General features: G+C 66.4%; 21 protein-coding genes and 1 tRNA gene. 17 read left to right on the top strand and 5 right to left on the bottom strand.

The features are described from left to right. The first annotated feature begins 67 nt into the window (after positions 1-67). From AC3FJ6_RS08300 to AC3FJ6_RS08290, 3 genes are all read left to right on the top strand, one after another. A tRNA-Cys gene (locus AC3FJ6_RS08300) sits at positions 68-142 on the top strand. A 371-nt stretch (positions 143-513) separates the two neighbouring features. Continuing rightward, positions 514-957 carry a GNAT family N-acetyltransferase gene (locus AC3FJ6_RS08295; RefSeq protein WP_153949864.1) on the top strand — a complete coding sequence of 148 codons (444 nt, stop codon included), beginning with the start codon at positions 514-516 and terminating at the stop codon, positions 955-957. 76 nt (positions 958-1033) lie between these two features. Beyond that, the gene (locus AC3FJ6_RS08290; RefSeq protein WP_488771461.1) at positions 1034-2026 is read left to right on the top strand and encodes a quinone oxidoreductase family protein; all 993 of its coding nucleotides are present in this window, start codon (positions 1034-1036) and stop codon (positions 2024-2026) included. Positions 2027-2039: 13 nt separating this feature from the next. Here the strand turns inward: AC3FJ6_RS08290 and dmeF are convergent, their stop codons facing one another. Continuing rightward, a complete protein-coding gene (gene dmeF, locus AC3FJ6_RS08285; protein WP_488771460.1) occupies positions 2040-3050 on the bottom strand; it encodes a CDF family Co(II)/Ni(II) efflux transporter DmeF in 1011 nt (336 codons plus the stop codon). A 114-nt stretch (positions 3051-3164) separates the two neighbouring features. Further along, positions 3165-4082, bottom strand: coding sequence for a LysR family transcriptional regulator (locus AC3FJ6_RS08280; RefSeq protein ID WP_488771459.1), 918 nt, complete (start codon positions 4080-4082; stop codon positions 3165-3167). 140 nt (positions 4083-4222) lie between these two features. Between AC3FJ6_RS08280 and leuC the strand changes: the two genes are divergently transcribed. The 4 genes from leuC (at position 4223) to AC3FJ6_RS08260 (ending at position 8332) form a co-directional block, all read left to right on the top strand. Further along, a complete protein-coding gene (gene leuC, locus AC3FJ6_RS08275) occupies positions 4223-5638 on the top strand; it encodes a 3-isopropylmalate dehydratase large subunit (protein WP_488771457.1) in 1416 nt (471 codons plus the stop codon). Between the two features lie 13 nt (positions 5639-5651). Beyond that, on the top strand, positions 5652-6296 hold the full coding sequence (leuD, locus tag AC3FJ6_RS08270; RefSeq protein ID WP_488771456.1) for a 3-isopropylmalate dehydratase small subunit: 645 nt from the start codon (positions 5652-5654) through the stop codon (positions 6294-6296). A gap of 12 nt (positions 6297-6308) precedes the next feature. Next, on the top strand, positions 6309-7187 hold the full coding sequence (locus AC3FJ6_RS08265; protein ID WP_488771454.1) for an alpha/beta fold hydrolase: 879 nt from the start codon (positions 6309-6311) through the stop codon (positions 7185-7187). Between the two features lie 557 nt (positions 7188-7744). Continuing rightward, complete coding sequence (locus AC3FJ6_RS08260) at positions 7745-8332, top strand: acyloxyacyl hydrolase (RefSeq protein WP_228771006.1); 588 nt, start codon at positions 7745-7747, stop codon at positions 8330-8332. A gap of 9 nt (positions 8333-8341) precedes the next feature. Here the strand turns inward: AC3FJ6_RS08260 and AC3FJ6_RS08255 are convergent, their stop codons facing one another. Further along, on the bottom strand, positions 8342-9787 hold the full coding sequence (locus AC3FJ6_RS08255; RefSeq protein WP_488771453.1) for an aminotransferase-like domain-containing protein: 1446 nt from the start codon (positions 9785-9787) through the stop codon (positions 8342-8344). Between the two features lie 306 nt (positions 9788-10093). On the opposite strand from AC3FJ6_RS08255, the gene aptA reads away from it, so the two are divergent. The 3 genes from aptA to bcaP all read left to right on the top strand — a co-directional run bounded on the left by aptA (position 10094) and on the right by bcaP (position 14659). Continuing rightward, positions 10094-11425 (top strand): omega-aminotransferase AptA, encoded by a 1332-nt coding sequence (aptA, locus tag AC3FJ6_RS08250; RefSeq protein ID WP_400394908.1) that lies wholly within the window; start codon positions 10094-10096, stop codon positions 11423-11425. A 30-nt stretch (positions 11426-11455) separates the two neighbouring features. Then, entirely contained in the window at positions 11456-12973 is a 1518-nt protein-coding gene (locus AC3FJ6_RS08245) for a CoA-acylating methylmalonate-semialdehyde dehydrogenase (RefSeq protein WP_400394906.1), read from the top strand. A gap of 276 nt (positions 12974-13249) precedes the next feature. Continuing rightward, on the top strand, positions 13250-14659 hold the full coding sequence (gene bcaP / locus AC3FJ6_RS08240; RefSeq protein ID WP_488771452.1) for a branched-chain amino acid transporter BcaP: 1410 nt from the start codon (positions 13250-13252) through the stop codon (positions 14657-14659). On the opposite strand, the gene AC3FJ6_RS08235 is transcribed toward bcaP, so the two are convergent. Then, positions 14660-16060 (bottom strand): aminotransferase-like domain-containing protein, encoded by a 1401-nt coding sequence (locus AC3FJ6_RS08235; RefSeq protein ID WP_488771451.1) that lies wholly within the window; start codon positions 16058-16060, stop codon positions 14660-14662. 178 nt (positions 16061-16238) lie between these two features. On the opposite strand from AC3FJ6_RS08235, the gene AC3FJ6_RS08230 reads away from it, so the two are divergent. The 4 genes from AC3FJ6_RS08230 to AC3FJ6_RS08215 all read left to right on the top strand — a co-directional run bounded on the left by AC3FJ6_RS08230 (position 16239) and on the right by AC3FJ6_RS08215 (position 21653). Further along, positions 16239-16577, top strand: a complete 339-nt coding sequence (locus tag AC3FJ6_RS08230; RefSeq protein WP_488771449.1) for a DUF2917 domain-containing protein — start codon at positions 16239-16241, stop codon at positions 16575-16577. 306 nt (positions 16578-16883) lie between these two features. Then, positions 16884-20180, top strand: coding sequence for a fused isobutyryl-CoA mutase/GTPase IcmF (gene icmF / locus AC3FJ6_RS08225; RefSeq protein WP_488771448.1), 3297 nt, complete (start codon positions 16884-16886; stop codon positions 20178-20180). A gap of 100 nt (positions 20181-20280) precedes the next feature. Next, complete coding sequence (locus tag AC3FJ6_RS08220; RefSeq protein WP_488771447.1) at positions 20281-20718, top strand: HIT family protein; 438 nt, start codon at positions 20281-20283, stop codon at positions 20716-20718. A gap of 80 nt (positions 20719-20798) precedes the next feature. Continuing rightward, positions 20799-21653, top strand: coding sequence for a 3-hydroxybutyryl-CoA dehydrogenase (locus tag AC3FJ6_RS08215; RefSeq protein ID WP_400393989.1), 855 nt, complete (start codon positions 20799-20801; stop codon positions 21651-21653). Positions 21654-21710: 57 nt separating this feature from the next. On the opposite strand, the gene AC3FJ6_RS08210 is transcribed toward AC3FJ6_RS08215, so the two are convergent. After that, entirely contained in the window at positions 21711-22391 is a 681-nt protein-coding gene (locus AC3FJ6_RS08210) for a Crp/Fnr family transcriptional regulator (RefSeq protein ID WP_153949055.1), read from the bottom strand. A gap of 240 nt (positions 22392-22631) precedes the next feature. On the opposite strand from AC3FJ6_RS08210, the gene AC3FJ6_RS08205 reads away from it, so the two are divergent. Genes AC3FJ6_RS08205 through AC3FJ6_RS08195 form a run of 3 tightly spaced genes read left to right on the top strand, consistent with a single transcriptional unit; the run spans position 22632 to position 26488 of the window. Beyond that, a complete protein-coding gene (locus AC3FJ6_RS08205) occupies positions 22632-24596 on the top strand; it encodes an AMP-dependent synthetase/ligase (RefSeq protein ID WP_488771446.1) in 1965 nt (654 codons plus the stop codon). Between the two features lie 17 nt (positions 24597-24613). Continuing rightward, positions 24614-25555 (top strand): ABC transporter ATP-binding protein, encoded by a 942-nt coding sequence (locus tag AC3FJ6_RS08200; RefSeq protein ID WP_488771445.1) that lies wholly within the window; start codon positions 24614-24616, stop codon positions 25553-25555. Positions 25556-25573: 18 nt separating this feature from the next. Further along, on the top strand, positions 25574-26488 hold the full coding sequence (locus tag AC3FJ6_RS08195; RefSeq protein ID WP_488771444.1) for a branched-chain amino acid ABC transporter permease: 915 nt from the start codon (positions 25574-25576) through the stop codon (positions 26486-26488). The last annotated feature ends 74 nt before the right edge of the window (positions 26489-26562 follow it).

Raw genomic sequence — 26562 nt, 5'->3', positions numbered from 1 at the left:
GACTTTTCTGACTTCGGCTACACTGCGCCCCGCACCACAGAACGGCCCATTCGGGCCGGCATCCCGGGGCGGGGTGGCAGAGTGGTTATGCGACGGCCTGCAAAGCCGTTTACGACGGTTCGATTCCGTATCCCCGCCTCCACTCCCCGACGCGTATCCCGTCTTCTCTCCCCGGTTTTTCCGCTGACGTCGCCTGGCCGGACGAAGTTTCCCGCGCACGCATTATCTTCACGAAACATGCCGATACTGACGGGCAGGCCTGGCGCTATTTATGCTCGCTTTCCGGTCATGCATGGCACGCGTCGCATTCGGTGATTTCCCTCTGGAAACTGCGACGCGATTGCGATACTGTGAGGCCCGCGTGCACCAATCGTCAGCAAATCACCGCTCTCTTTGGTGCCGTTGTCGTACGACCGGCGGGTCGTGGCGGCACGGCGCTGGCGCACACGTTTCACCATGCAGGGCTTCCATGGCGTATCCGTCGCAACGTGATGAGAGAAACAGAGGCTCCCAATGATTAAAGACCTGCGAATCCGGATGGCGCAGCCGTCGGATGCGCTCGCTATCGGTACCGTTCTTGAGCGGTGCGGCTTGCCGATAGACGATCTGCCGCGACTCGTCGGCGAATTTCATGTGGCCGTGCTCGAAGCGCAACTGGTGGGTTGCGCTTGTGCCGAGCTATTTGGCGATACGGCGATTATCCGATCGGTGGCCGTGTTGCACGAATGGCGCGACCAGGGCGTGGCCAGCCATCTGGTACACGCCGTGATGATGCGCGCGCGCGCCAACGGCAGCCGTCGCGCGGTCTTGCTGACGTCCACCTGCCCCAGTTACTTCGCGCGTTACGGTTTCTCGCTGATCCACGCGTCGAAGCTGCCGACCGAGGTATTGGAGAGCCAGGAGTTCCGACGGCTGCGCGATACCAGCGCGCTGTGCATGAGCGCCGAACTGATCTGACGTGAGCGCCGGCAAGGTTTCGTAAAAGCGTCAATAATCGGGCCTTCACGTTCAGCCAGTCCATCGAGGAGACCCCATGCCGACGACCGTCCGCGCCATCCGCCTTCACGAATTTGGTCTGCCGCAGGTCATGCGGCTGGAATCGGTGGAACTGCCCGATCCAGGCCCCGGCGAGGCGCGCGTGCGGCACACGGCCATCGGCTTCAATTTCATCGATATCTACCAGCGCCGCGGCACGTATCCGCTGCCGGCCGGGACCGGGCTCGGCTTCGAGGCCGCCGGCGTGGTGGAGGCCGTGGGCCCCGGTGTGACCGACGTGGCGGTCGGCGACCGCGTGGCCTACATGAACGCGGGTCTGGGCGCCTACGCGGAAGGCCGCAACGTGGCGGCCGACAAGCTCGTCAAGCTGCCCGGCAACGTCAGCGACGAACAGGCCGCCGCCACCATCTTCAAGGGCATGACCGCGCAGTATCTGGTGCGTCATACCCATGCGGTCAAGCCGGGCGACACGGTGCTGGTGCATGCGGCGGCCGGCGGCGTGGGCCAGATCCTCAGCGGCTGGGCCAAGGCGCTGGGCGCGCGCGTGATCGGCACGGCCGGTTCGGCGGCCAAGTGCGAGCGCGCGCGGGCAGCCGGTTGCGATATCGCCATCGACTACAGCCATGGCGACTGGGTCAAGCAGGTGCGCGATGCCACCGACGGGCGCGGCGTGACGGTGGTCTACGACGCCGTGGGCAAGGACACCTTCCTTGGGTCGCTCGACTGCGCCCAGACCTTCGGCATGGTCGTGCTGTACGGCGCGGCATCGGGGCCGGCACCGGCCATCGAGCCCGAGCTGCTCAACAAGAAGGGCTGCCTGTTCCTGACCCGGCCGTCGGTGTTCCCGCACAACGCCGATGCGGCGCGCTTCCGCGCCAATGCCAAGGATCTGTTCGATGCCATCGCCGCCGGCCATGTGAAGGTCGATATCGGCGCCCGCTTCCCGCTGGCCGACGTGGCGCGCGCCCACGAGGCAGCCGAGCGCCGCGAGACGACCGGCGCGATCCTGCTGCAGCCCTGCCCCCCCTGACGTCGGCCGCGATCTAGTGACGGTGCGGGGTCCGGCCCGGTGCCGGGCCATCGTCGCACTGGTTGATCTCGACGCTGACGTGCACCAGTTCCTCGTGAACCGACAGGGCCTGGCGCACGCGTTGCGGCGTCAGGGTGGCGTCGTGGGTGACCAGGCTGGCGATGCAGGCAAACTGCTCGCGGCCCACGCGCCAGACGTGCAGGTCCGCCACGCGGGTGTGGCTTTCGCCGTGGGCGAATGCGTCGAGCACTTCGCGTACTTCCGCTACCACGGGGTGGTCCATCTCGCGGTCCAGCAGCACCGTACCGCTCTGGCGCAGCAGGCCGACTGCCCAGCGACCCACCAGCACGGCGCCCACCAGACCCATCACCGGGTCAAGCCAGCTCCAGCCCAGCCACCAGCCGCCGGCCAGTGCCACGATGGCCAGCACGGACGTGGCCGCATCGGCAATCACGTGCAGGTAGGCGGCGCGCAGGTTGATGTCGTGATGCGGGTGGCCGTGATCGTGACCATGGCCGTGGTGGTGGTCGTGCCCGTGGCCGTGCCCGTGCCCGTGGTCGTGTCCATGGTGGGCGCCGCCCAGGATCAGCGCGCAGCCCAGGTTGACCAGCAGGCCGATGGCGGTCACGGCCATGGCTTCGCGGTAGTGGATCGGCGCGGGGCTGAACAGCCGTTCGATGGAGCCGAAGGCCATCAGGCCGGCCACACCCAGCAGGAACACGGCGCTGGCAAAGGCGGCCAGCACCTCGATCTTCCAGGTGCCGAAGGTGAAGCGCGCGTCCTGCGCCAGCCGCCGGGCCGCGGCATAGGCAAATGCCGACAGGCCGATGGCCACCGCGTGCGAACTCATATGCCAGCCGTCGGCCAGCAGCGCCATCGAATTGAAGCCCAGGCCGGCGGCAATCTCGATGGCCATCATCGCCAGCGTGATCCACATCACCAGGCGGGTACCGCGTTCGGCGGCCTGGTTGCCGGTGTCGAAGACGTGGGAATGGGTCCAGGCCGAGAAATTGTGCGTGTGCATGAGGAAGTCCGTGATGCGGGAGGGATGCAGTCCCTAGGGTAGCAGCCGCATCCCGACAGTCATCTGACAACCATGGGGGCGCGGGGGTTGTTGCGCCGCCGCGCGCGGGGCCGGCTACCAGCCGTGATAGCCGGCCGCCGTGTCGTATCCGCCAAAGTGGTCGGCCATGAAGTCGACAAAGGCGCGCACGCGGGCCGACAGCTTGTCGCGCGAGAGATACACCGCGTAGATATCGGCCGACGGCGCCGACCATTCGGGCAGCACCTGCCGGAGCCGCCCGGAGCGCAGCAGCGGCGCCACCTCCCATTCGGACCGCAGCACGATGCCGTGCCCCTGGAGCGCCCAGTTCACGGCCACCTCGCCATCGTTGGTGGCCGCCGGGCCGCGCACCTTGACGGTCTCCTGACGGCCCGACGCCTGCAGGTGCCAGGTGCCGTACGCGGTTTCGCTCTCGCGGATGACGATGCAGCGGTGCTGCTGCAGGGCGCGCGGCGACGCTGGCTCGCCATGGCGCGCCAGGTAGGCCGGCGCGGCGCACAGCAACCGGCTGTTCGGCGCCAGTTTGCGCGCGTTGAGCCGGGCATCGGGCAGGTCGCCCACCAGGATGCCGACATCGAATCCTTCCTCCGCCAGGTTCAGCGCGCGGTCGGTCAGCTGCAGCTGAATTTCGACATCGGGATACGCCTGCAGGAAATCGCCCACGGCCGGCGCAATATGCCGGCGGCCAAAGCCCAGCGTGGCATTCACCCGCAGCAGCCCGCGCGGCGCCACCCGGCTGCCGCCCAGCCCCTGTTCCAGTTCCTCCAGTTCGGCCAGGATGCGTGCGCCCTGGTCCAGGTAGGCCTCGCCCTCGGGCGTCACCGACAGGCGCCGGGTGGTGCGATTCAGCAGCCGCACGCCGAGCCGGGCCTCCAGCGCGGCCAGCCGCTTGCTGGCGGCCGAGGGCGTCAGGCCCAACTGCTGCGCGGCGCCGGCCAGGCTGCCGCGCTTGACCAGCAGGATGAAGAAGGCGAGGTCCGAAAAGGTGTCCATGGCGGGGATCGTGCTGGCAATCCACCAGCCATACTGGTGAATTTATGGAACGAATGAAATGCGATTCGCGAAATTATAGCGATGGATTCCGCGATTAGACTGCCTGTCATTCCATCCCCCACAACAGGCAGGCAAGCAACATGGCCGGACGCACGCTGTATCGCAAGCTCGTGGAGTCGCACACGGTGGTCACGCTGGACGCTGACAACGTGCTGCTCTACGCCGATCTGCACATCATGAACGAGTACACCAGCCCGCAGGCCTTCGCGGGGCTGGTGGAGCACGGCCGCAAGGTGCCGGCGCCGGGCCAGCAGCTGGCCGTGGTGGACCACATCATCCCCACGCATGCGGAGTCGCCGCGCGTGATCCAGGACCCGGCGTCGGCGCTGCAGGCGCGCAATCTCAAGCGCAACTGCGACCTGCATGGCATTCCGCTGTTCGATACCAATGACCCGCTGCAGGGCATCGAGCACGTCATCACGCCCGAGCACGGCATGATCCGCCCCGGCATGGTCGTGTTGTGCGGCGACAGCCACACCACCACGTATGGCGCCTTTGGCGCGCTCGGGTTTGGCATCGGCACGTCCGAAGTGGAGCATGTGCTGGCCACGCAGACGCTGGTCTACCGGCTGGCGCGCGACATGCGCATCCGCGTGGACGGCCTGTTGCCGCCGGGTACCACGTCGAAAGACCTGATCCTGCACATCATCTCGCGCATCAGCGCCCAGGGGGCGCGCGGCTACGTGGTGGAGTTCACGGGCAGCGCCATCCACGCCCTGTCGATGGAGGCGCGCATGACCCTGTGCAACATGACGGTCGAGGCCGGCGCGCGTGGGGCGCTGATCGCGCCGGATGCCACGTCGGTGAACTATGTGCTGGAGCGCGCCGCCGATATCGACGGGGCGATGGCGCAGGCCGCGCGCACGGCCTGGGCGCAACTGGTATCCGATGCCGATGCGGGCTTCGACGCCGAACTGGTGTTCGATGCCTCGGCGGTGGAACCCTATGTGACCTGGGGCACGAGCCCGGACCAGGCCATCCCGGTCAGCGCCGCCGTGCCGCATCCGGCGGACGCCGCGGACGACATCGCGCGGGCTTCGGCCGAACGTGCGCTCGACTATATCGGCCTGGCGCCCGGCATCCCGCTGCAGGGCCTGCCGGTGCAGCGCGTGTTCATCGGCTCCTGCACCAACGGGCGGATCGAAGACCTGCGCGCCGTGGCCGATGTGGTACGCGGGCACAAGGTGGCCGAAGGCGTGCGGGCGATGGTGGTGCCGGGGTCCGGTGCCGTGCGCGAGCAGGCCGAGGCCGAGGGCATTGCCGCGCTGCTGCGGGAAGCCGGTTTCGAATGGCGCAAGCCCGGCTGCTCGATGTGCCTGGCGATGAACGACGACGTGCTGGCACCGGGCGAACGCTGCGCATCCACCACCAACCGCAATTTCGAGGGCCGCCAGGGCCGGGCGGGCCGTACCCACCTGATGAGCCCGGCCATGGCCGCCGCGGCCGCCATCACGGGCTGCATCACCGACGTGCGCCAGCTTGGCCTTTCCCGCTGACCGGAGACCCACAATGTCCGCATTCACCCTGATCGAAGGCACCGGCGCACCGCTGCCGCTGCCGAACCTGGACACCGACCAGATCATGCCCAAGCAGTTCCTGCGCGGCATCGACAAGGCCGGGCTGGACCGTGGCCTGCTCTACGACATGCGCTTTGACGAGCATGGCGTGCCGCGCCCGGATTTCGTGCTGAACCAGGCGGCCTGGCGCAATACCGGCGTGCTGGTGGCTGGCCCCAACTTCGGCTGCGGTTCCAGCCGCGAGCACGCCGTCTGGGGGCTGCAGCAGTACGGCATCCGCGCGGTCATCGCGCCCAGCTTCGGCGAGATCTTCTACTCGAACGCCATGAACAACCGCCTGTTGCTGGTGATGCTGCCGCAGGCCCAGGTGGATGTGCTGATGCGCGCCGTGAGCGACCCGGCGGCACCGGCATCGATCCGCATCGATCTGGACACGATGACCGTGGCCGCCGGCGACTTCACGGCACCGTTCACGCTGTCGGACCGGCACCTCGACATGTTCCGGCGCGGCCTGGACATCATTGGCATGTCGCTGACCCACGCCGACGCCATTGCGGCATTCGCGGGCCGCCACCATGCGGCCAGCCCTTGGCTTCGCGATGTGGCCCGCACTACCATGGCGCGACTGGCGGGCTAAGGAGACAGGACGATGTTCGAAGGTTTCAAGACGCACTGGATCGACCATGATGGCGTGCAGATCCACGCCGTGGTGGGCGGAGAGGGGCCGCCGCTGCTGCTGTTGCACGGGCACCCGCAGACGCACGTGATCTGGCACAAGGTGGCGGGCGAACTGGCGCGCCATTTCACGGTGGTGGCCACCGACCTGCGCGGCTATGGCGACAGCGGCAAGCCGGCCGGGCTGCCGGACCACAGCAACTACAGCAAGCGCGTGATGGCGGCCGACCAGCTGGCCGTCATGCGCCAGCTTGGCTTCGAGCGGTTCCGGGTGCTGGCGCACGACCGGGGCGCCCGCGTGGCGCATAGGCTGGCGGTCGATCATCCGCAGGCCATGGAAAAGCTGGTCACGCTGGACATCGCGCCGACCCTGGCCATGTACAAGCAGACCACCGAGGCCTTTGCGCGGGCCTACTACCACTGGTTCTTCCTGATCCGCCCGGCGCCGTTCCCCGAAACGCTGATCGAGGCCGATCCGGCGCTGTACCTGCGCCAGACCATGGGCGGGCGCAGCGCCGGCATGACGCCGTTCACCGACGCCGCACTGGCCGAATACCTGCGCTGCCTGAAGCTGCCGGGCGCCGCGCATGGCCTGTGCGAGGACTATCGGGCCAGCGCGGGCATCGACCTGGAGCACGACCGCGCCGACATCGAGGCCGGCCGAAAGGTCGAATGCGACATGCTGGCGTTGTGGGGCGCCAACGGTGCGGTGGAACAGTGTTTTTCACCTTTGGAAGAATGGCGCAAGGTCGCACGCAAGGTGACGGGTCACGCCCTGCCGTGCGGGCACTACATCGCCGAGGAAGCGCCGGAGCTGTTGCTGGCCGAAGTGCTGCCGTTCCTGCGCGGCTGACGATCGGCAACTCTCTGATTTCTCAGAGATTTCTTCGCCCGCCGCGGCCGCCCGGCTGCGCGCGGTGCCTTGGACTGGCCGGTGTCGGGCGGCCTCTGCATGATCGGCTCATGAGGCCCTCGCATCACATCTGGCCGCGGTGCGATGCCATTTACGCCGATACGCCTGTTTCACCTTCGGTCTGCACGGTTGGCCATGTGCTGGCATCATCGCGAGCTGGAGGATGTTTTTAGTGGAATTGCCGCGTTGCCCGCACATCGGCAGCCGGCTGGGCGATTTACATGCATTCGTGAATGTATGTATAATCCGTCGCAAAAATTCCGGTTAAAACTTCTCCTCAGCTGTTAATTCCCACAATGACGTACCGATTTATTGCAAGCTGCCTCGCCATCTGGCTCGGGATCTGTGTTGCCGCGAGCTGGGTGGTAGAGCGGCTCTGGGCCTGACCCGTCCCTAGCGCCAAGGTGCTTCGGCGGGGCCGGCAGTCGATTTCGTCTAGTTGCCGAGTCACTCTCTTCGATGTCTTCAGCATGAAGACAGCACAACAAGAACGCCGCATGCATCTCGCCAAGTCACCCCGATCCCTGTTCGTCCTCCGTACCCTGGCCGTCGCCGCAGCCGTCGCTGGTGCCAGTTCGGCCGCCAGCGCCGAAGAGCTGGTGGGCTGGGCCCATCCGGCCGTGCACGTGGCCTATGGCCGCGATACCAGCCACGACGTCAACAAGTACGAGTTGGGCGTCAACTTCAACACGCCGATCCAGTACGGCAACCCGCAAGGCTGGCTGTTCAGGCTGCAGGCCGAATTCAATGTGGCCGGCTGGGACGCGCGCGGGGGCACCAACCAGCAAAACCTGTTCGAATTTGGCATTTCGCCGATCCTGCGCGTTGAAAAGCGCGGTGGCTACTTCGTGCCGTTCGCAGAGGCTTCAGTGGGCGTGCGCGTGCTGACGCACACCGGTACGTCCGACGAGCATCGCATGGGCAGCGCCTTCCAGTTCTCCGACATGCTTGGCGTGGGCGTGGGCTTTGGCAAGAACGCCAATACCGAAGTCGGTTTCCGGTTCCAGCACATTTCCAATGCCGGCATCAAGGAACCTAACCCGGGCAGCAACTTCTACACCGGCTACGTGCGCTATCGCTTCTGATTGCCTGCGTCAGGCGGCCCGGGTGCGGGCCCGGCCGCCGCGCAGCGCGTCGAAAAACGCCCACAACTGGGGTGCATCGCCAGTGGCCACGTTGAAGCGGATCCACGGCGAATCGGTTTCATCGGGTTCGAAGTACGAACCGGGCGCCAGCCAGATGCCGTGCTCCAGCGCCAGCGTTGCCAGCTGGTTGCCAGTCAGTGCCGGCGCGCCATCTTCGTGCGCCAGGCGGGCCCAGGCGAACATGCCGCCGTCGGGCCGCAGCATGATCTCCAGACCATGCGCTTCCATCCTTTCCGCCACGCGATCCTGTTGCGCGCGCAGCCGTTCGGCCAGCGCGGCCACGTGCCGGCCGTAGTGGCCGCTGGTCAGCACCGAATACACGAGCCGTTCGGTGACTTCCGATGAAGTCAGGCCCACCGCCATTTTGGTCTGCGCAAAGGCCTTGGCCAGGTCCGGACTGGCCGCCAGGTAGCCCACCCGCAGCGACGGCGTGATCGTCTTCGAAAACCCGTTGACGTAGATCACCTGCGACAGGCCATCCATGGCCGCCAGCATCGGCGACCCGGCCGGCGCCAGTTCGCGATAGATATCGTCTTCCACCACCAGCAGCCGGTGCTGCTCGGCCAGTTGCAGCACACGGAACGCGTTCATGCTGGTCAGGCTGGCGCCGGTCGGATTCTGCAGCACCGTGTTGACGAACAGTGCGCGCGGCGCGTGCTGGCGGATGGCGTCTTCGAGCGCATCGGTGTCCAGGCCGGCCTCGGTGCGATTGACGCCCACGGCGCGCAGGCCGGCCAGCCGCAAGATCTGCAACAGATTGCAATAGCACGGCGATTCCACGAGCACCGTGTCGCCGGGCCGGAGCAGGGTGCGCACCACCAGGTCCAGCGCCTGCGTGGCGCCCTGCGTCAGCACCACCTGTTGTGCCTGCACGGGCATGCCGTACTGGCTCAGGTGCGTGGCGATGTGTTCGCGCAAGGCGCCGAAGCCGTAAGGGTGGCCGTATCCGGACACCTGCGCGGCCGGTACGCGCGCCGCGCTGCGCATGGCCTGGTGCAGGCCTTCTTCGTTGAGCCAGTCGCCGGGCAGCCAGCCGGCGCCGGCCTTGATCGGCACGGAATGGTCGGCGAAGACGTCGGACAGCAGCCAGGCGGCGTTGAGCGCCGGGGCCTCCCACTGCGACGTGCGCGCCTGGCCAGCCGGCGTATGCCGATGGGCCACGGTGTAGCCCGAGCCGGGCCGCGCGGTCAGGTAGCCCAGCGCGGTCAGGCGGCCATAGGCCTCGGCCACCGTGAAGGTGCTGACGTTGTGCTGCTGGGCGAAGCGCCGCACCGATGGCAGCAGGGCGCCGGCACGCAGGGCGCGCTGGTCCACCAGCCCGGCAATGCCGGCCACGATCTGTTCGGTCAGGGTTTCACCGCCACGGCGGCTTCGTGCGAGGTTCAGGTTCAGCATGGGACGGCTGCAAGGTGCGAAACCTGTACAGTGTACTGGCTCGCGGGCAGGACGCCAGAATTGGTGCGCTGCAGCGCGCAGGCCTTGTGTCTGATCGGTTTCAGGGCTGTCACAGCGCACGGCCCTCCGTGCGGTCGTGCCGCCCGCGGCGTGCATGCCTGTACGGTTGCCGATGACTAAACTGTACGGTAAGGTGGCGATCTCCTGACCGTATATTCTTTACGCCGGACCCCGCCGGTAGAGTTGCCGGAAACCTCGGCGTCGCATTTCGCGCGCGCCGCCCTGCATACCGCACCAGGAGAACGTATGGACGCCGCCAAGACCGTGATTCCCGATCTCGAAGCCCTGTGGATGCCGTTTACCGCCAATCGCCAGTACAAGGCCGCCCCGCGCCTGCTGGCATCGGCCAGCGGCATGTACTACACGACCCACGATGGCCGCAAGGTTCTCGATGGCTGCGCCGGTCTCTGGTGCGTGGCCGCCGGCCATTCGCGCAAGGAGATCGTCGACGCGATCGCGCAGCAGGCGGCCACGCTGGACTATGCGCCGCCGTTCCAGATGGGCCATCCGCTGGAATTCGAGGCCGCCACCAAGGTGGCAGCCCTGATGCCCAAGGGGTTGGATCGTATTTTCTTTACGAATTCGGGTTCGGAGTCGGTCGACACGGCGCTGAAGATCGCGCTGGCCTACCATCGGGCCCGCGGCGAAGGCCAGCGCACGCGCATCATCGGCCGCGAGCGTGGCTACCACGGCGTGGGCTTCGGCGGGCTGGGCGTGGGCGGCATCGGCCCGAACCGCAAGATGTGGTCGGCCAACGTGATGCCGGGCACCGACCACCTGCCGGCCACGCTGAACATTGCCGAGGCGGCGTTCTCGAAGGGGCAGCCGCAATGGGGTGCCCATCTGGCCGATGACCTGGAGCGGCTGATCGCGCTGCACGATGCGTCGAACATCGCCGCCGTGATCGTCGAGCCGATGGCGGGTTCCGCCGGCGTGCTGATTCCGCCGGTCGGCTATCTGGAGAAACTGCGCGAGATCACCAGCAGGCACGGCATCCTGCTGATCTTCGACGAGGTGATCACCGCCTTTGGCCGCCTGGGCGCCGCCACCGCGGCAGAGCGCCTGAAGGTCACGCCGGACCTGATCACGATGGCCAAGGCCATCAACAATGCCGCCGTGCCGATGGGTGCCGTGGCCGTGCGCCGCGAAGTCCACGACGCCGTGATCAACGCCACGCCGCAGGGCGGCATCGAACTGCCGCACGGCTACACGTATTCCGGCCACCCGCTGGCGATGGCGGCCTGTATCGCCACGCTGGACCTGTACAAGCGCGACAGGCTGTTCGAGCGCGCGGCCGAGCTGGCGCCGAAGTTCGAGGCCGCCGTGCACGGGCTGCGGGGCGCGCCTTATGTGAAGGACATCCGCAACCTGGGCCTGGTGGCCGGTGTGGAACTGGAATCGCGCCCCGGCGCACCGGGTGCGCGCGCATACGAGGCGTTCCTGAAATGCCTGGAGCTGGGTGTGCTGGTACGCTACACCGGCGACATCCTGGCGTTCTCGCCGCCGCTGATCATTGCCGAGGCCGAGATCGACCAGTTGTTCGATACCGTGCGCCAGGCCCTGCAGAGCATCCAGTAAGACCCGCCCGAGACATAGAGGAAGACCGCAGTGAACATCGCAGAAAACCGGCAGATTGCCGAAATCCATCACTACATCGGCGGCAGCGTGCAGCGCGCCGGCACGGACCGCTTTGCCGATGTGTTCAACCCGGCCACTGGCGACGTGGCTGCCCGCGTGGCCCTGGGCACGCCCGATGACGTGGCTGCTGCCGTGGCCGCCGCCAAGGCGGCCTGGCCTGCCTGGGCCGAGATGCCGCCGCTGCGCCGGGCGCGCATCCTGTTCAAGTTCAAGGAACTGCTGGACCGCCACCATGACGACCTGGCCGCGCTGATCACGCGCGAGCACGGCAAGGTCTTTTCCGATGCCAAGGGCGAAGTCACGCGCGGCATCGAGGTGGTGGAGTTCGCCTGCGGCATTCCGAACCTGCTAAAGACCGATTTCACCGACAACATCGGCGGTGGCATCGACAACTGGAACCTGCGCCAGCCGCTGGGCGTGGTGGCCGGCATCACGCCGTTCAACTTCCCGGTGATGGTGCCGATGTGGATGTTCCCGGTGGCGCTGGCGTGCGGCAACACGTTCGTGCTCAAGCCGTCGGAGCGCGACCCGTCGCCGAGCCTGCTGATCGCCGACCTGCTCAAGCAGGCGGGCCTGCCCGATGGCGTGTTCAACGTGGTGCAGGGGGACAAGGTGGCCGTGGACGCACTGCTGGCGCACCCCGACGTGCAGGCGCTGTCGTTCGTGGGCTCCACGCCGATCGCCGAATACATCTACACCGAAGGCACGAAGCACGGCAAGCGCGTACAGGCACTGGGCGGCGCCAAGAACCACCTGGTGGTGATGCCCGATGCCGATCTGGACCAGGCCGTCGATGCGCTGGTCGGTGCCGCCTACGGTTCGGCCGGCGAACGCTGCATGGCGATCTCGGTGGCCGTGGCGGTGGGCGAGGTCGCCGACAAGCTCGTGCCGCGCCTGGCCGAACGTGCCGCATCGCTGAAGATCCGCAACGGCATGGAAGGCGACGCCGAGATGGGTCCGCTGGTCACGGCCGCGCACAAGGCCAAGGTCGAGGGCTATATCGCCAAGGGCGTGGCCGAGGGCGCGAAGCTGGTGACCGATGGCCGCGGCCACAAGGTGGACGGCCACGAGAACGGCTTCTTCGTCGGCGGTACGCTGTTCGACAACGTCAAGCCGGACATGACGATCTACAAGGAAGAGATCTTCGGCCCGGTGCTGTCGGTGGTACGCGTGCACGACTTTGCCGAGGCGGTGGACCTGATCAATCGTCACGAATTTGGCAACGGTGTGTCGTGCTACACCAGCGACGGCGGCATCGCCCGCGCGTTCGCGCGCCAGATCCAGGTGGGCATGGTCGGCATCAACGTGCCGATTCCGGTGCCGATGGCCTGGCATTCGTTCGGCGGCTGGAAGCGTTCGCTGTTCGGCGACCACCACGCCTACGGCGAGGAAGGCGTGCGCTTCTACACGCGCTACAAGAGCGTGATGCAGCGTTGGCCCGACAGCATCGCCAAGGGCGCGGAATTCACCATGCCGGTGGCGAAGTAAATCGCAGATTCCTGATTTCTCTGATTTCCCGATGCCGGCTGGCATCGTCGTCTTGAAAGCGCCCTGAACAGGGCGCTTTTTTTGTGCGTGCGCGGGCACGGTGGCGGGCATCGCGGTGCGGCCGGTCCGCCATGACAACGCGGCCGCTTGCGCGTATCATCGCGCCCTTCCGCCGGCGCCCCTGTCTTCCCACGATCCAAAAGATGTGCGGTCCAGGCCGCCGGTGCGACTTGTACAACCTATAGTCAATGCACGGACTATCGCCCGGAGCCGCCCATGAGTCTCTTCCGCACCAAGAACATCGAATCCATGCTGGATGTGAGCGAGCATGATGGATTGCGCAAGGTGCTGGGGCCGGTGGATCTGGTGCTGATGGGCATTGGCGCCATCATCGGCACGGGCATCTTCGTGCTGACCGGCACCGGCGCGCTGACGGCGGGGCCGGCGTTGACCGTGTCGTTCGTGATTGCGGCCATGGCCTGTGGCTTTGCAGCGTTGTGCTACGCAGAATTTGCGTCCGCGATTCCGGTTTCCGGATCGATCTACACCTACAGCTACGCCACGCTGGGCGAGATCATCGCGTGGATGATCGGCTGGGATCTGCTGCTCGAATACGGGCTGGCGACCTCGGCGGTGTCGGTGGGGTGGTCGGGCTACTTCCAGTCGCTGATGGCCGGCTTCGGGCTGCACCTGCCGGCCGCGATCACGGCCGCGCCGGGCTCGGTGCCGGGCGTCCATACGCTGGTGAACCTGCCCGCCATCCTGATCATGCTGGCGATCACGTGGGTGGTGTCGTACGGCGTGCGCGAATCGGCGCGGCTCAACAACGTGATGGTGGCCATCAAGATCACCGTGGTGCTGCTGTTCATCGTGGTGGGCATCTGGCATGTGAAGCCGGCCAACTGGCAGCCGTTCGCGCCGTTCGGCTTCACGGGCATCTTCAACGCGGCGGCGCTGGTGTTCTTCGCGTTCATCGGCTTCGATGCCGTGACCTCGGCGGCCGAGGAAGTGCGCAACCCGGGCCGCGACCTGCCGATCGGCATTATCGGATCGCTGGCGGTCTGCACCATCCTGTACGTGGCGGTGGCGGCCATCATGACCGGCATCGTGCCGTTCATGAAGTTCGAGGGCGTCGATCATCCGGTGTCGCTGGCGCTGCAGTACGCGGGGCAGAACTGGGTGGCCGGGTTTGTGGACCTGGGCGCCATCCTGGGCATGACCACGGTGATCCTGGTCATGACCTACGGCCAGACGCGCATCATCTTTGCGATGTCACGCGACGGCCTGCTGCCGGAGGCGCTGTCGGCCGTCCACCCCGTTCACGCCACGCCGTTCACGGCCACGTGGACGGTGGGCATCGTGTTCTCGGCCATCGCCGGGTTCGTGCCGCTGAACGTGCTGGCGGAGCTGATCAACATCGGCACGCTGTCGGCCTTCACGCTGATCTCGATCGCCACGCTGGTGCTGCGCCGTACGCAGCCGCACCTGCCACGTACGTTCCGCTGCCCCGGCGTGCCCGTGGTGCCGCTGCTGTCCGTAGCGTTTTGTCTATTTCTGATGGCGCACCTGCAGACGCTGACGTGGATCGCGTTCCTCTGCTGGCTGGCGCTGGGCCTGGTGATCTATTTCGCCTATTCGCGCCGCAACGCCGTGCTGCACAACCACGGCGGCGACGCCCAGGGCTGATCAGCGCGCGCCGGCCTGTTCGAAGAAGGCGCGCGAGCGCGGCTCGCCGGCGTAGGCCGAGTTGATGCGCACCCAGGCCGATGTCTCGCCGCCGGGGCGGAAAAAATGCCCCGGTGCCAGCGAGATGCCATGGGTCTCGGCCATCGCCACGAGGTCGCGCGAGTCCTCGATCGCGGGCGAGCGCGCCCACAGGAAGTTGCCGCCGGCCGGCTCGCAGAACACCTCCCAGCCGTACTGGCCCAGGATCTTCACGGCATCGGCCGTCACCTCGCGCGTACGCACGCGCAGCCGCTCCACGTACTTGCGATAGGCGCCGCGCTCCAGCATCGTCGCCGTCACGGCTTCGGCAAAATGCGATCCCGCCACGCTGGTCAGCACCTTCACGTCGATCAGGTCCTTGATGAGAGCCTTGTCGGCGACGATATAGCCCACGCGCAGCGCGGCCGACACCGTCTTCGAAAATCCGCCGATGTAGATCACGTGTTCGAGCTGGTCCAGCGTGGCCAGCCGGTCGGTGAAATTGAGCTGGAAGTCCGAAAAGATGTCGTCCTCGACGAAGCGGAAGTTGTGCCGGCGCGCCAGTTCGAGCAGGCGGAACGCCACGGGCGGCGCCAGCGTGGAGCCGGTGGGGTTCTGCAGCACGCTGTTGGTGAAGAACAGCTTGGGCTTGTGGTCGCGCAGCAGCCGCTCGCAGGCCTCGGGGTCCGGGCCGTTCGGCGTGTGCGGCACGCCAACCAGCTGCACGCCATGCATGCGCAGCAGCCCGAACAGGTTGTAGTAGCCCGGGTCCTCGACGAAAACCGTATCGCCGGGCTTGAGCAGGTGGCGCACGATCAGGTCCAGCGCCTGGCTGGCGCCCGACGTGATCAGCACCTGCGACAGTTCCGCTTGGATTCCCACCTGCCGCGCGCGGGTCAGCACATGCTTGCGCAGCGCCGGGTGGCCCAGCGGCGTGGCGTAGTGGATCACGCTGTCGATGTCGTGCCGGGTGATATGGCGGATGGCCTGCGTCAGCCCCTCCACATCGCGCCATTCCTCGGGCACGAAGCCGCCCGCCAGCTTCAGCGTGCCGCTGGGATGGTGGAACTGGTCGATGATATGCAGCGACAGGTCTTCGGCCAGGCTCGGGTCGGACCATCCGCGCCCACGGCGCCCCGTCAGCGCGCTTTCGGCCACGTAGAAGCCCGAACCCTGGCGCGAATCGACCAGACCTTGCGACACCAGCCGGTCGTACGCCTCGATCACCGGAAAGCGGCTGATGCCGTGTTCGGCGGCCAGTGCGCGGATCGACGGCAGGCGGGCGCCCGGCGCGGCCTCGCGCGAGCGGATCCAGTCCTTCACGCCGAGCACGATCTGCTCGGTCAGGGGCACGCCGGTAGAGGAATCGATGACGAGTTTCATGGGTGACGGGAACGGCAACTGTCAGTCAAAACTACTGAACAGTTCAACGAAAACTGTTCGGAACTGTGCATGGGATTGTAGTCCCCGCCATGAATAATGGAAGCGTGGTGCGGCGCCCCCCTTTTGCCTCCGATCCCTTGATCCAGAGCGGCTGCACCGGCAAGACAAGGAGACACCCATGCGTGAACTCAGGACTTTCGAACTCGATGAACCGGGCCGGCCCGTCAGCTGGCGTGCGCGCCATGGCCAGAGCGTGACCGCGCTGGAAGGCAGCCTGTGGCTGACCCTGGAAGGGCAGATGGCCGACATCTGGCTGCGCCCCGGCGATGTGTACGCACTGGTCGAAGGCGAGCGGGTCTGGCTGTCCGGCGAGGCGCCGGTGTCCCGCTTCCTGCTGACCGAGACGCCGGCGCCATGGTCGCTGCGCCGCGCCTGGTGCGTCCTCCGCCAGTTCAAGCGCCGCTGGGACGCCCGCAAGACCGACGCCTTCGGCGACTGCCCGCAAATCCACGCCTGACCGGGCGTCAGGCACGCTCTCCTGGGATCCGGAGCCGCCATCGTCACCTTTGCCGACCTCCCGCGGCGAAGCGGCGGCTTCCGGGCCCTTCTTGCGCATTCTTCCCCCCGTATTCCCCGCCTTCCCCCTGTTTCCGCCCCGGCCGCTGTGCGACGATGCCAGCCATGCCCTCGGTGCTTTCCCGCGCCCCTGGACTTACGTTAACGTAAACGTCATATAATCGTCCCGCCCCTGTCAGCGCGGTCGCAGAACCGCCGGCGCATCGCCAGCATGGGCAGCCAGCCACATAACAGAGCGGTGGAGACCATGACTGATCTTTCGGATGTGAGCAGGACGGCGGCCACCCGGCCGCGGGCGACCCCGGCAACCCAGGGGCAGGGCCCGGCCAACAAGGTGCGCTTTGTCACCGCCGCGTCGCTGTTCGACGGCCATGACGCATCGATCAACATCATGCGGCGCATTCTGCAGTCGCATGGCTGCGAAGTGATCCATCTGGGTCACAACCGCTCCGTCCACGAGGTGGTGACCGCCGCCTTGCAGGAAGACGTGCAGGGCATTGCCATCTCCAGCTACCAGGGCGGCCATGTCGAATACTTCAAGTACATGATCGACCTGCTGCGCCAGCACGGCGGCGAACACATCCAGGTGTTCGGCGGTGGCGGCGGGGTGATCGTGCCCGACGAGATCCGCGAACTGCAGGCCTACGGCGTGGCGCGCATCTACAGCCCCGAAGACGGCCAGCGCATGGGCCTGGCCGGCATGATCGCCGACATGGTCCAGCGGTGCGATATCGACCTGACGCGCTACGCGCCGTCCACGCTCGATGCGGTGACCGCTGGCGACCGTCGCGCGCTGGCGCAGCTGATCACCGCGCTGGAAAACGGCAAGGCCGCGCCGGCGCTGGTCGGCGCGCTGCAGGAGCGGGCCGGGGCCTCCACCACGCCGGTGCTGGGTATTACCGGCACGGGCGGGGCAGGCAAGTCGTCGCTGACCGACGAGCTGATCCGCCGCTTCCGACTGGACCAGCAGGACGCGCTTTCCATTGCCGTGATCTCGATCGACCCGTCGCGGCGCAAGTCCGGCGGCGCGCTGCTGGGCGACCGCATTCGCATGAATGCGATCAACCATCCGAACATCTTCATGCGGTCTCTGGCCACGCGCGATGCCGGCTCGGAAATCTCGCAGGCGCTGCCGGATGTGATCGCGGCCTGCAAGGCGGCCGCGTTCGATCTGGTGATCGTCGAAACGTCCGGGATCGGCCAGGGCGACGCGGCCATCGTGCCGCATGTGGACCTGTCGCTCTACGTGATGACGCCCGAGTTTGGCGCGGCGAGCCAGCTGGAAAAAATCGACATGCTCGACTTTGCCGATTTCGTCGCGATCAACAAGTTCGACCGCAAGGGCGCGCAGGACGCCTGGCGCGACGTGGCCAAGCAGGTGCAGCGCAACCGCGAGCAGTGGCACGCCAGGCCCGACGAGATGCCGGTCTACGGCACACAGGCATCGCGCTTCAACGACGACGGCGTGACCATGCTCTACCAGGGTCTGGTGGCGTCGCTGGCCGGGCGCGGCCTGCATGTCGGGCCGGGCGTGCTGCCGAAGCTGGCCGGCCGGATTTCGACGGGCCAGAACGTGATCGTGCCGCCGGCGCGCAACCGCTATCTGGCCGAGCTTGCCGATACGGTGCGCGCCTACCATCGGCGCGTGGCCGAACAGAGCCGGCTGGCGCGCGAACGTCAGCAACTGCGCGCCGCCGGTGCAATGCTGAAATCGTCGAATAGCGATGCCGATGGGCAGGCGCTGGCATCGCTGGCCGCCGAGCGCGAGGCGTCGCTGGGCAGCGTGGAGCGCAAGCTGCTGGCGATGTGGCCGCAGATGCAGGCCGCCTACAGCGGCGACGAATACGTGGTCAAGATCCGGGACAAGGAAATTCGCACCGGGCTGGTGACGACCACGCTGTCCGGCACGAAGATTCGCAAAGTCGTGCTGCCGCGCTTCGAGGACGAAGGCGAGATCCTGAAATGGCTGATGCGCGAGAACGTGCCGGGCAGCTTCCCGTACACGGCCGGCGTCTTCGCCTTCAAGCGCGAGGGGGAAGACCCCACGCGCATGTTCGCGGGCGAGGGCGACGCATTCCGTACCAACCGCCGCTTCAAGCTCGTGTCCGAAGGCATGGACGCCAAGCGCCTGTCCACCGCGTTCGATTCGGTCACGCTCTACGGCGAAGACCCGCACGAGCGCCCCGACATCTACGGCAAGGTGGGCAACTCGGGCGTGTCGATCGCCACGCTCGACGACATGAAGGTGCTGTACGAGGGCTTTGACCTGACCAGCCCCAGCACGTCGGTGTCGATGACCATCAACGGCCCGGCGCCAACCATCCTGGCCATGTTCATGAACACGGCCATCGACCAGAATCTGGACAAATTCCGAGCCGACAACCAGCGCGAGCCGACCGCCGACGAAGAGGCCAAGATTCGCGCCTGGGTGCTGCAGAATGTGCGCGGCACGGTGCAGGCGGACATCCTCAAGGAAGACCAGGGGCAGAACACCTGCATCTTCAGCACCGAGTTCTCGCTGAAGGTGATGGGCGATATCCAGGAATATTTCGTCCACCACCAGGTGCGCAACTTCTACTCGGTGTCGATCTCGGGGTATCACATTGCCGAGGCCGGCGCCAACCCGATCTCGCAGCTGGCCTTCACGCTGGCCAACGGCTTCACCTTCGTGGAAGCCTACCTGGCGCGCGGCATGCATATCGACGACTTTGCGCCGAACCTGTCGTTCTTCTTCTCGAACGGCATGGACCCCGAGTACAGCGTGCTGGGCCGCGTGGCGCGCCGCATCTGGGCCGTGACGATGCGCGACAGGTACGGCGCCAACGAGCGCAGCCAGAAGCTCAAGTACCACATCCAGACGTCGGGCCGGTCGCTGCACGCGCAGGAGATCGACTTCAACGACATCCGCACCACGCTGCAGGCGCTGATCGCCATCTACGACAACTGCAACTCGCTGCACACCAACGCCTATGACGAAGCGATCACCACGCCCACGGCCGAGTCGGTGCGCCGGGCGCTGGCGATCCAGCTGATCATCAACCGCGAATGGGGCGTGGCCAAGTGCCAGAACCCCAACCAGGGCAGCTTCCTGACCGAAGAGCTGACCGACCTGGTGGAAGAGGCGGTGCTGCAGGAGTTCGAACGCATCGCCGAGCGCGGCGGCGTGCTGGGCGCGATGGAAACCGGCTACCAGCGCGGCAAGATCCAGGAGGAATCGCTGTACTACGAGCAGCTCAAGCACGACGGCACGCTGCCCATCATCGGCGTGAATACCTTCCGGAACCCGAATGGCGACCCGACGCCACAAACGCTGGAACTGGCGCGGTCGAGCGAGGCGGAAAAACAGAGCCAGCTGACCCGCCTGGCGGAATTCCACCGCCGCCATGCCGGGGACGCCCAGGCCATGCTGGACCGGCTGCGCCAGGCCGTGATCGACAATGGCAATGTATTCGCGGTGTTGATGGATGCGGTGCGCGTGTGCTCGCTGGGGCAGATCACGCATGCGCTGTTCGAGGTAGGCGGCCAGTACCGTCGCAACATGTGAAAAAGCCGCCGTGAATGGCGGGCGGCCGGTTCACGGCACGGAGCACTGGGGCTACACTCTTTGCTCCGTCGCCGTCAGGCCATCCATTCCCGAGACACCCATGCAAGCCGAGTACGACAGCAACAACATCTTCGCCCGCATCCTGCGTGGCGAACTCCCGTGCTTCAAGATCTACGAGGACGCCGACGCCATCGCGTTCATGGACATCATGCCGCAGTCCGACGGCCACGCACTGGTGGTGCCGAAGGAGGCTGCCGTGGATCTGTTCGGCCTTTCCGAAAAGGGCGCGGCCGCGGCGATCCGCGCCACCCAGATCGTGGCGCGCGCCGTGCGCGAGGCCTTCCAGCCCGACGGCGTGGTGATCAGCCAGTTCAACGGCGCGGCGGCCGGCCAGACCGTGCCGCACGTGCATTTCCATATCGTGCCGCGCTATGCGGACCAGTCCCTGCGCGGCCATGCCCGCCAGCAGCAGGACATGGAACTGCTCAAGCAGCATGCCGAACGCGTGGTGGCGGCCCTGGCGAAGCTGCAGGGCTGAACGGCCGTCGTTCAGCCGCACCCCGGCCGCACCGAATCAAGCAGACCAATCCAATCAGTGAAATAGCAAGGAAGCGAGACATGGCAATCAAGACAGTGGGCATCGTGGGTGCCGGCACGATGGGCAACGGCATTGCGCAGGCTTGCGCGGTGGCGGGGCTGGACGTGGTGATGGTCGATATCAGCGACGCCGCGGTGCAGAAGGGTATCGCCACGGTGGCCGGCAGCATGGACCGCCTGATCAAGAAGGAAAAGGCGACAGAGGCCGACAAGGCGGCCGCGCTCGCGCGCATCCACGGCAGCACGTCGTACGACGATCTGAAGCGCGCCGACATCGTGATCGAGGCCGCCACGGAAAACTTCGACCTGAAGGTCAAGATCCTGAAGCAGATCGACGGCATCGTCGGCCCGGACGTGATCATTGCGTCGAACACGTCGTCGATCTCGATCACCAAGCTGGCCGCCGTGACGTCGCGCGCCGACCGCTTCATCGGCATGCACTTCTTCAACCCGGTGCCGATGATGGCCCTGGTGGAACTGATTCGGGGCCTGCAGACCAGCGACGCCGCGCACGCCGATGTCGAGGCCCTGGCGAAGCAACTGGGCAAGTACCCGATCACGGTCAAGAACAGCCCCGGTTTCGTGGTCAACCGCATCCTGTGCCCGATGATCAACGAGGCGTTCTGCGTGCTGGGCGAAGGCCTGGCGTCGCCGGAAGAGATCGACGAAGGCATGAAGCTGGGCTGCAACCATCCGATCGGCCCGCTGGCCCTGGCCGACATGATTGGCCTGGATACGATGCTGGCGGTGATGGAAGTGCTGTACACCGAGTTCGCCGATCCGAAGTACCGCCCGGCGATGCTGATGCGCGAAATGGTGGCCGCGGGCTACCTGGGCCGCAAGACCGGCCGTGGCGTGTACGTGTACAGCAAGTAGGCGTCGTTCACCGATTGTTTGCTCCCCTTTCCCGCCTTGCGGGAAAGGGAGAAACCACTACTCCCCGTACTGTCGCAGCCCCTCCAGGTCGAGCACGTCGATCACGCCATAGTCCACGCGCACCAGGCCCTGCTGTTCCAGCACCTTCAGGGCCTGGTTGGCACGCTGGCGTGAAATGCCGGCCAGCAGGCCGATCTCTTCCTGCGAAATTTCCAGTGTCGAGCCGATGCTGGGATACAGGTGTTCGTTGAACAGCGATGACACCGCGCGGGCCACGCGCGAATCGATGTCGAGCAGCCGTTCGTATTCGACCGCCGCGATGAACTGGCCGAGCCGCTCGTTGAACTGCATCAGCAGGAAGCGCGTGAACGGCAGGCTGGTATCCAGCAACCACTGAAAAGTCTCGCGTGGGACGAAAGCGATACGCGAACGCCGCAGCGCCATCACGTCGTACTTGCGGATCTCCTGCTTGAGCACTGCGCCTTCGCCGAACCAGCCGCCGGTGGGCACGCCGGTGAAGGTGACCGACTTGCCCGACGGCGACACGGTGGTGATCTTGACGATGCCTTCCACCACGCCCAGCCAGTGCTCGGCCATTTCACCTTTGTGACAGACGTAATCACCTTGTGCGTATTCGCGCACGGTCATCACACGTTTGACACGGTCGCGCTGTTCCGGGCTCAGGTCGGCGGCCCAGGCACAGCGGTCGATGAACGAGAAGGGGTCGGCGGCAGGCATTGCGCTCCCGTAGGGATTAACCCGGAATTGTCGCCGGCGCGACAACCCGGCGGAATGGCATCGGCTATCTTACGATCACCCGGAACCGCCCCTGCCAGCAATCCTCACCCAACAAGGCAAGGCGGGCGTGATGCGGTGCGGCAATCGTCGCACCGGACAAGGCGCCCAGTATAGCGACCGGTCTGGCGGCTTGATACCCGGCATGGTCCCTAGGCCATCCGAAGGGGAGAGGAGACAGCGATGCAGGAATCGTCGGCAACGACCTTTCCGCGATGGCTGCTGGCGCATGCCCGGCAGCGGCCCGATCATCCGGCCTATCGCGAGAAGGATCTCGGTATCTGGCAGACCTACAGCTGGCAGCAGGCAGCGGCCGAGGTGCGCGCGCTGGCCTGCGGCCTGGCGGCGCTGGGCTTTCGCCGGGGCATGAACCTGGCCGTGGTCGGCGACAACCGTCCGCGCCTGTACTGGGCGATGACCGCCGCGCAGGCGCTGGGTGGCGTGCCCGTGCCGCTCTACCAGGACGCCATCGCGGGCGAGATGGTCTACGTGCTGGACGACGCCGAGATCGAGTTCGCCATCGTCGAAGACCAGGAACAGGTCGACAAGCTGCTCGAAGTGGAATCGCAGCTGGCATCGCGCGGCCGCGCCGTGCGCCACGTCATCTACGAAGACCCGCGCGGGCTGCGCGACTACGATCATCCGTCGTTGCTGTCGTACGCACGCGTGCAGGAAATCGGCCGCGAATTCGATCGCGCAAATCCAGGCTTTTACGATGCGCAGGTGCAGGCCGGCGCGCCCGATGACACCGCGATCATCCTCTATACGTCGGGCACCACCGGCAAGCCGAAAGGGGTCTGCCATGCGCATGCCGGTCTGATTGGTGCCGCGCGCAACGGCTGCCAGTTCGACGGGCTCGGCGCCGATGACGACGTGTTGTCGTACCTGCCGATGGCCTGGGTAGGCGACAACCTGTTCTCGTACGCGCAGGCCATGGTGGCCGGCTTCACCGTGAACTGCCCGGAATCGCGCGAAACCGTGATGACCGACCTGCGCGAGATCGGCCCCACTTACTACTTTGCACCGCCACGGATCTATGAGGGGCTGCTCACGCAGGTCATGATCCGCATGGAAGACGCGGGCTGGGTGAAGCGCCGGCTGTTCCACTGGGCGATGGGCGTGGCGCGCCGGTGCGGATCGGACATCCTGGACAAGCGGCCCGTGCCGGCGCTGGATCGCCTGCGCTACGGAATTGGCGAAATTCTGATCTACGGCCCGTTGCGCAATGTGCTGGGCATGAGCCGTATCCGCGTGGGCTACACGGCGGGCGAGGCCATCGGGCCGGACCTGTTCCGCTTCTACCGGTCGATCGGCATCAACCTGAAGCAGTTCTACGGCCAGACCGAGACCTGCGCCTATGTGTGCCTGCAGCCGGACGGGCAGGTGAAGTTCGATTCGGTGGGGCCGGCCGCGCCGGGCATGGAGATCCGCATCGCCGACAACGGCGAGGTGCTGGTGCGCGGCGTGGGGCTGCTCAAGGCCTACTACAAGCGCGACGATGCCACGCGCGAGGCCATCAACGACGAGGGCTACTTCATGACCGGCGACGCCGGCGTGATCGATGCCGACGGGCACCTGAAGATCATCGACCGCGCCAAGGACGTGGGCAAGCTGGCCGACGGGTCGATGTTCGCGCCCAAGTACATCGAGAACAAGCTCAAGTTCTTCCCGTACATCAAGGAGGCGGTGGCGTTTGGCACCGGCCGTGACCGCGTCTGCGCGTTCATCAATATCGACTTCGATGCGGTGGGCAACTGGGCCGAGCGCCGTCACCTGCCGTACGCCGGCTACGTGGACCTGGCGGGCCAGCCCGATGTCATCGCCATGATTGCCGAATGCGTGGAGCAGGTGAACGCCGACCTGGCTGCCGACGCGATGCTGGCCGGCTCGCAGGTGGCGCGCTTCCTGATCCTGCACAAGGAGCTGGACCCCGATGACGACGAACTGACGCGCACGCGCAAGGTGCGGCGTGGCTTTATCGCCGAGAAATACGCGGTGCTGGTGGACGCGCTGTTCGCGGGCAAGCCGGAGCAGTTCATCGACACGCGCGTGAAGTTCGAGGATGGCCGCGAGGGCAGTGTGTCGGCCACGCTGAAGCTGGTGGACGTCAAGCGATTCCCGCCCGTGGGCGGCGCGCGCGCGGCGTGAGACAGGGAGACGCACAGATGACGGCAACCCAGACAGCGTGGCAGGGCGGCATGACCCGCGTCGATGCCACGGGCGCCATGGCGTCGCCCGGCACCCTCGCCCCGCCGGGCCACGCGGACACCCTCCACGGCGACAGCCCGCGCACCGGCGACGCCCATCGGCCCGACGCCCCGGCCCACGCCAGCACGCGCGGCGACGTGATTCTGGACCTGCAGAACATCTCGCTGTCGTTTGGCGGCGTGAAGGCGCTGACCGATATCTCGTTCGATGTCTGCGAGCACGAGATCCGCGCCATCATCGGCCCGAACGGCGCCGGCAAGAGTTCGATGCTGAACGTGATCAACGGCGTGTATCACCCGCAGCAGGGCCGCATCGTGTTCCGGGGGCAGGAGCGCCGCAAGATGCATCCGACGGCCGCCGCCCGCCAGGGCATCGCGCGCACGTTCCAGAACATCGCGCTGTTCAAGGGCATGACCGTGCTCGACAACATCATGACGGGCCGCAACACACAGTTTCGCACCGGCCTGCTGGCGCATGCGCTGTGGTGGGGCCCGGCGCGCGCCGAGGAAATGCGGCATCGCCGCAAGGTCGAGGAAGTGATCGACTTCCTGGAAATCCAGGCCATCCGCAAGACGCCGGTGGGGCGCCTGCCGTACGGGCTGCAGAAGCGGGTGGAGCTGGCGCGCGCGCTGGCGGCGGAACCGTCGATGCTGCTGCTGGACGAGCCGATGGCCGGCATGAACGTGGAAGAGAAGCAGGACATGTGCCGCTTCATCCTGGACGTGAATCAGCAGTTCGGCACCACCATCGTACTGATCGAGCACGATATGGGCGTGGTCATGGATATTTCCGACCGCGTGGTGGTGCTGGACTACGGCAAGAAGATCGGCGACGGCACGCCGGCCGAGGTCAAGGCCAACCCCGACGTGATCAAGGCCTACCTGGGTACTTCCCACTGAAGAAATCAGGAAACTACGATGACATTCTTCTTCGAAATCCTGATCGGCGGGCTGCTCTCGGGGCTGATGTACTCGCTGGTGGCGCTGGGCTTCGTGCTGATCTACAAGGCGTCGGGCGTGTTCAACTTCGCGCAGGGGGCGATGGTGTACTTTGCCGCGCTGGCGGTGGTGGGGCTGATGGACAAGGGCCTGCCGATGTGGGCGGCCGTGATCGGCGCCTTTGTCGTCATGATCGTGGTCGGCATGAGCACCGAGCGCCTGGTGCTGCGCAAGCTGGTGAACCAGCCGCCGATCACGCTGTTCATGGCCACCATCGGCCTGTCGTTTTTTCTGGAAGGCCTGGGACCGCTGCTGTTCGGCAACGAGGTGCGGCCGATCCAGCTGGGCATCGTCGATGAGCCCATCGATTCGATCCTGACCCACTTCAATATCGTGGTGTCGAAGTTCGACCTGGCCGCCGCGCTGATTGCCGCCGTGCTGGTGGCGGTGCTGGCGCTGTTCTTCCAGTACACCAAGGTGGGCCGCGCGCTGCGCGCGGTGGCCGACGATCACCAGGCGGCGCTGTCGCTGGGCATTCCGCTGCAGAACATCTGGGCCATCGTCTGGGGCGTGGCCGGCTTTGTCGCGCTGGTGGCGGGCATGCTGTGGGGATCGCGCAACGGGGTGCAGTTCGCGCTGACGCTGACCGCGCTCAAGGCGCTGCCGGTGCTGATCCTGGGCGGCTTTACGTCGGTGCCGGGCGCCATCGTCGGCGGGCTGATCATCGGCGCATCGGAAAAGCTGGCCGAGATCTATATCCCGCCCGTGTTCCAGTCGGCGTTCGGGGGCAACTTCGGCGGGATCGAAGGCTGGTTCCCGTATGTGTTTGCGTTGCTGTTCCTGCTCGTGCGGCCAGAGGGGCTATTCGGAGAAAAACACATCGACCGCGTATAGCGCAGCAAATTGAAGTCGCGCAGCGGCGGCCGCAAGCCAAAGCATCCGCGTTGCCGTCACGCATGCCGAGATCG

This window comes from Cupriavidus sp. 94F1, from assembly GCF_057798875.1.
This window is presented reverse-complemented; position numbering and strand designations above follow the sequence as displayed.

Bases quoted from the DNA above. Each gene is read 5' to 3' on its own strand.
- AC3FJ6_RS08195 (WP_488771444.1), top strand. From the start codon at position 25,574: ATGACATTCTTCTTCGAAATCCTGATCGGCGGGCTGCTCTCGGGGCTG.
- leuD (WP_488771456.1), top strand. From the start codon at position 5,652: ATGTCCGCATTCACCCTGATCGAAGGCACCGGCGCACCGCTGCCGCTG.
- AC3FJ6_RS08220 (WP_488771447.1), top strand. From the start codon at position 20,281: ATGCAAGCCGAGTACGACAGCAACAACATCTTCGCCCGCATCCTGCGT.
- AC3FJ6_RS08235 (WP_488771451.1), bottom strand. From the start codon at position 16,060: ATGAAACTCGTCATCGATTCCTCTACCGGCGTGCCCCTGACCGAGCAG.
- AC3FJ6_RS08265 (WP_488771454.1), top strand. From the start codon at position 6,309: ATGTTCGAAGGTTTCAAGACGCACTGGATCGACCATGATGGCGTGCAG.
- icmF (WP_488771448.1), top strand. From the start codon at position 16,884: ATGACTGATCTTTCGGATGTGAGCAGGACGGCGGCCACCCGGCCGCGG.
- dmeF (WP_488771460.1), bottom strand. From the start codon at position 3,050: ATGCACACGCACAATTTCTCGGCCTGGACCCATTCCCACGTCTTCGAC.
- AC3FJ6_RS08280 (WP_488771459.1), bottom strand. From the start codon at position 4,082: ATGGACACCTTTTCGGACCTCGCCTTCTTCATCCTGCTGGTCAAGCGC.
- AC3FJ6_RS08295 (WP_153949864.1), top strand. From the start codon at position 514: ATGATTAAAGACCTGCGAATCCGGATGGCGCAGCCGTCGGATGCGCTC.
- aptA (WP_400394908.1), top strand. From the start codon at position 10,094: ATGGACGCCGCCAAGACCGTGATTCCCGATCTCGAAGCCCTGTGGATG.
- AC3FJ6_RS08255 (WP_488771453.1), bottom strand. From the start codon at position 9,787: ATGCTGAACCTGAACCTCGCACGAAGCCGCCGTGGCGGTGAAACCCTG.
- AC3FJ6_RS08205 (WP_488771446.1), top strand. From the start codon at position 22,632: ATGCAGGAATCGTCGGCAACGACCTTTCCGCGATGGCTGCTGGCGCAT.
- AC3FJ6_RS08200 (WP_488771445.1), top strand. From the start codon at position 24,614: ATGACGGCAACCCAGACAGCGTGGCAGGGCGGCATGACCCGCGTCGAT.
- leuC (WP_488771457.1), top strand. From the start codon at position 4,223: ATGGCCGGACGCACGCTGTATCGCAAGCTCGTGGAGTCGCACACGGTG.
- AC3FJ6_RS08230 (WP_488771449.1), top strand. From the start codon at position 16,239: ATGCGTGAACTCAGGACTTTCGAACTCGATGAACCGGGCCGGCCCGTC.
- AC3FJ6_RS08290 (WP_488771461.1), top strand. From the start codon at position 1,034: ATGCCGACGACCGTCCGCGCCATCCGCCTTCACGAATTTGGTCTGCCG.
- AC3FJ6_RS08260 (WP_228771006.1), top strand. From the start codon at position 7,745: ATGCATCTCGCCAAGTCACCCCGATCCCTGTTCGTCCTCCGTACCCTG.
- AC3FJ6_RS08210 (WP_153949055.1), bottom strand. From the start codon at position 22,391: ATGCCTGCCGCCGACCCCTTCTCGTTCATCGACCGCTGTGCCTGGGCC.
- AC3FJ6_RS08215 (WP_400393989.1), top strand. From the start codon at position 20,799: ATGGCAATCAAGACAGTGGGCATCGTGGGTGCCGGCACGATGGGCAAC.
- bcaP (WP_488771452.1), top strand. From the start codon at position 13,250: ATGAGTCTCTTCCGCACCAAGAACATCGAATCCATGCTGGATGTGAGC.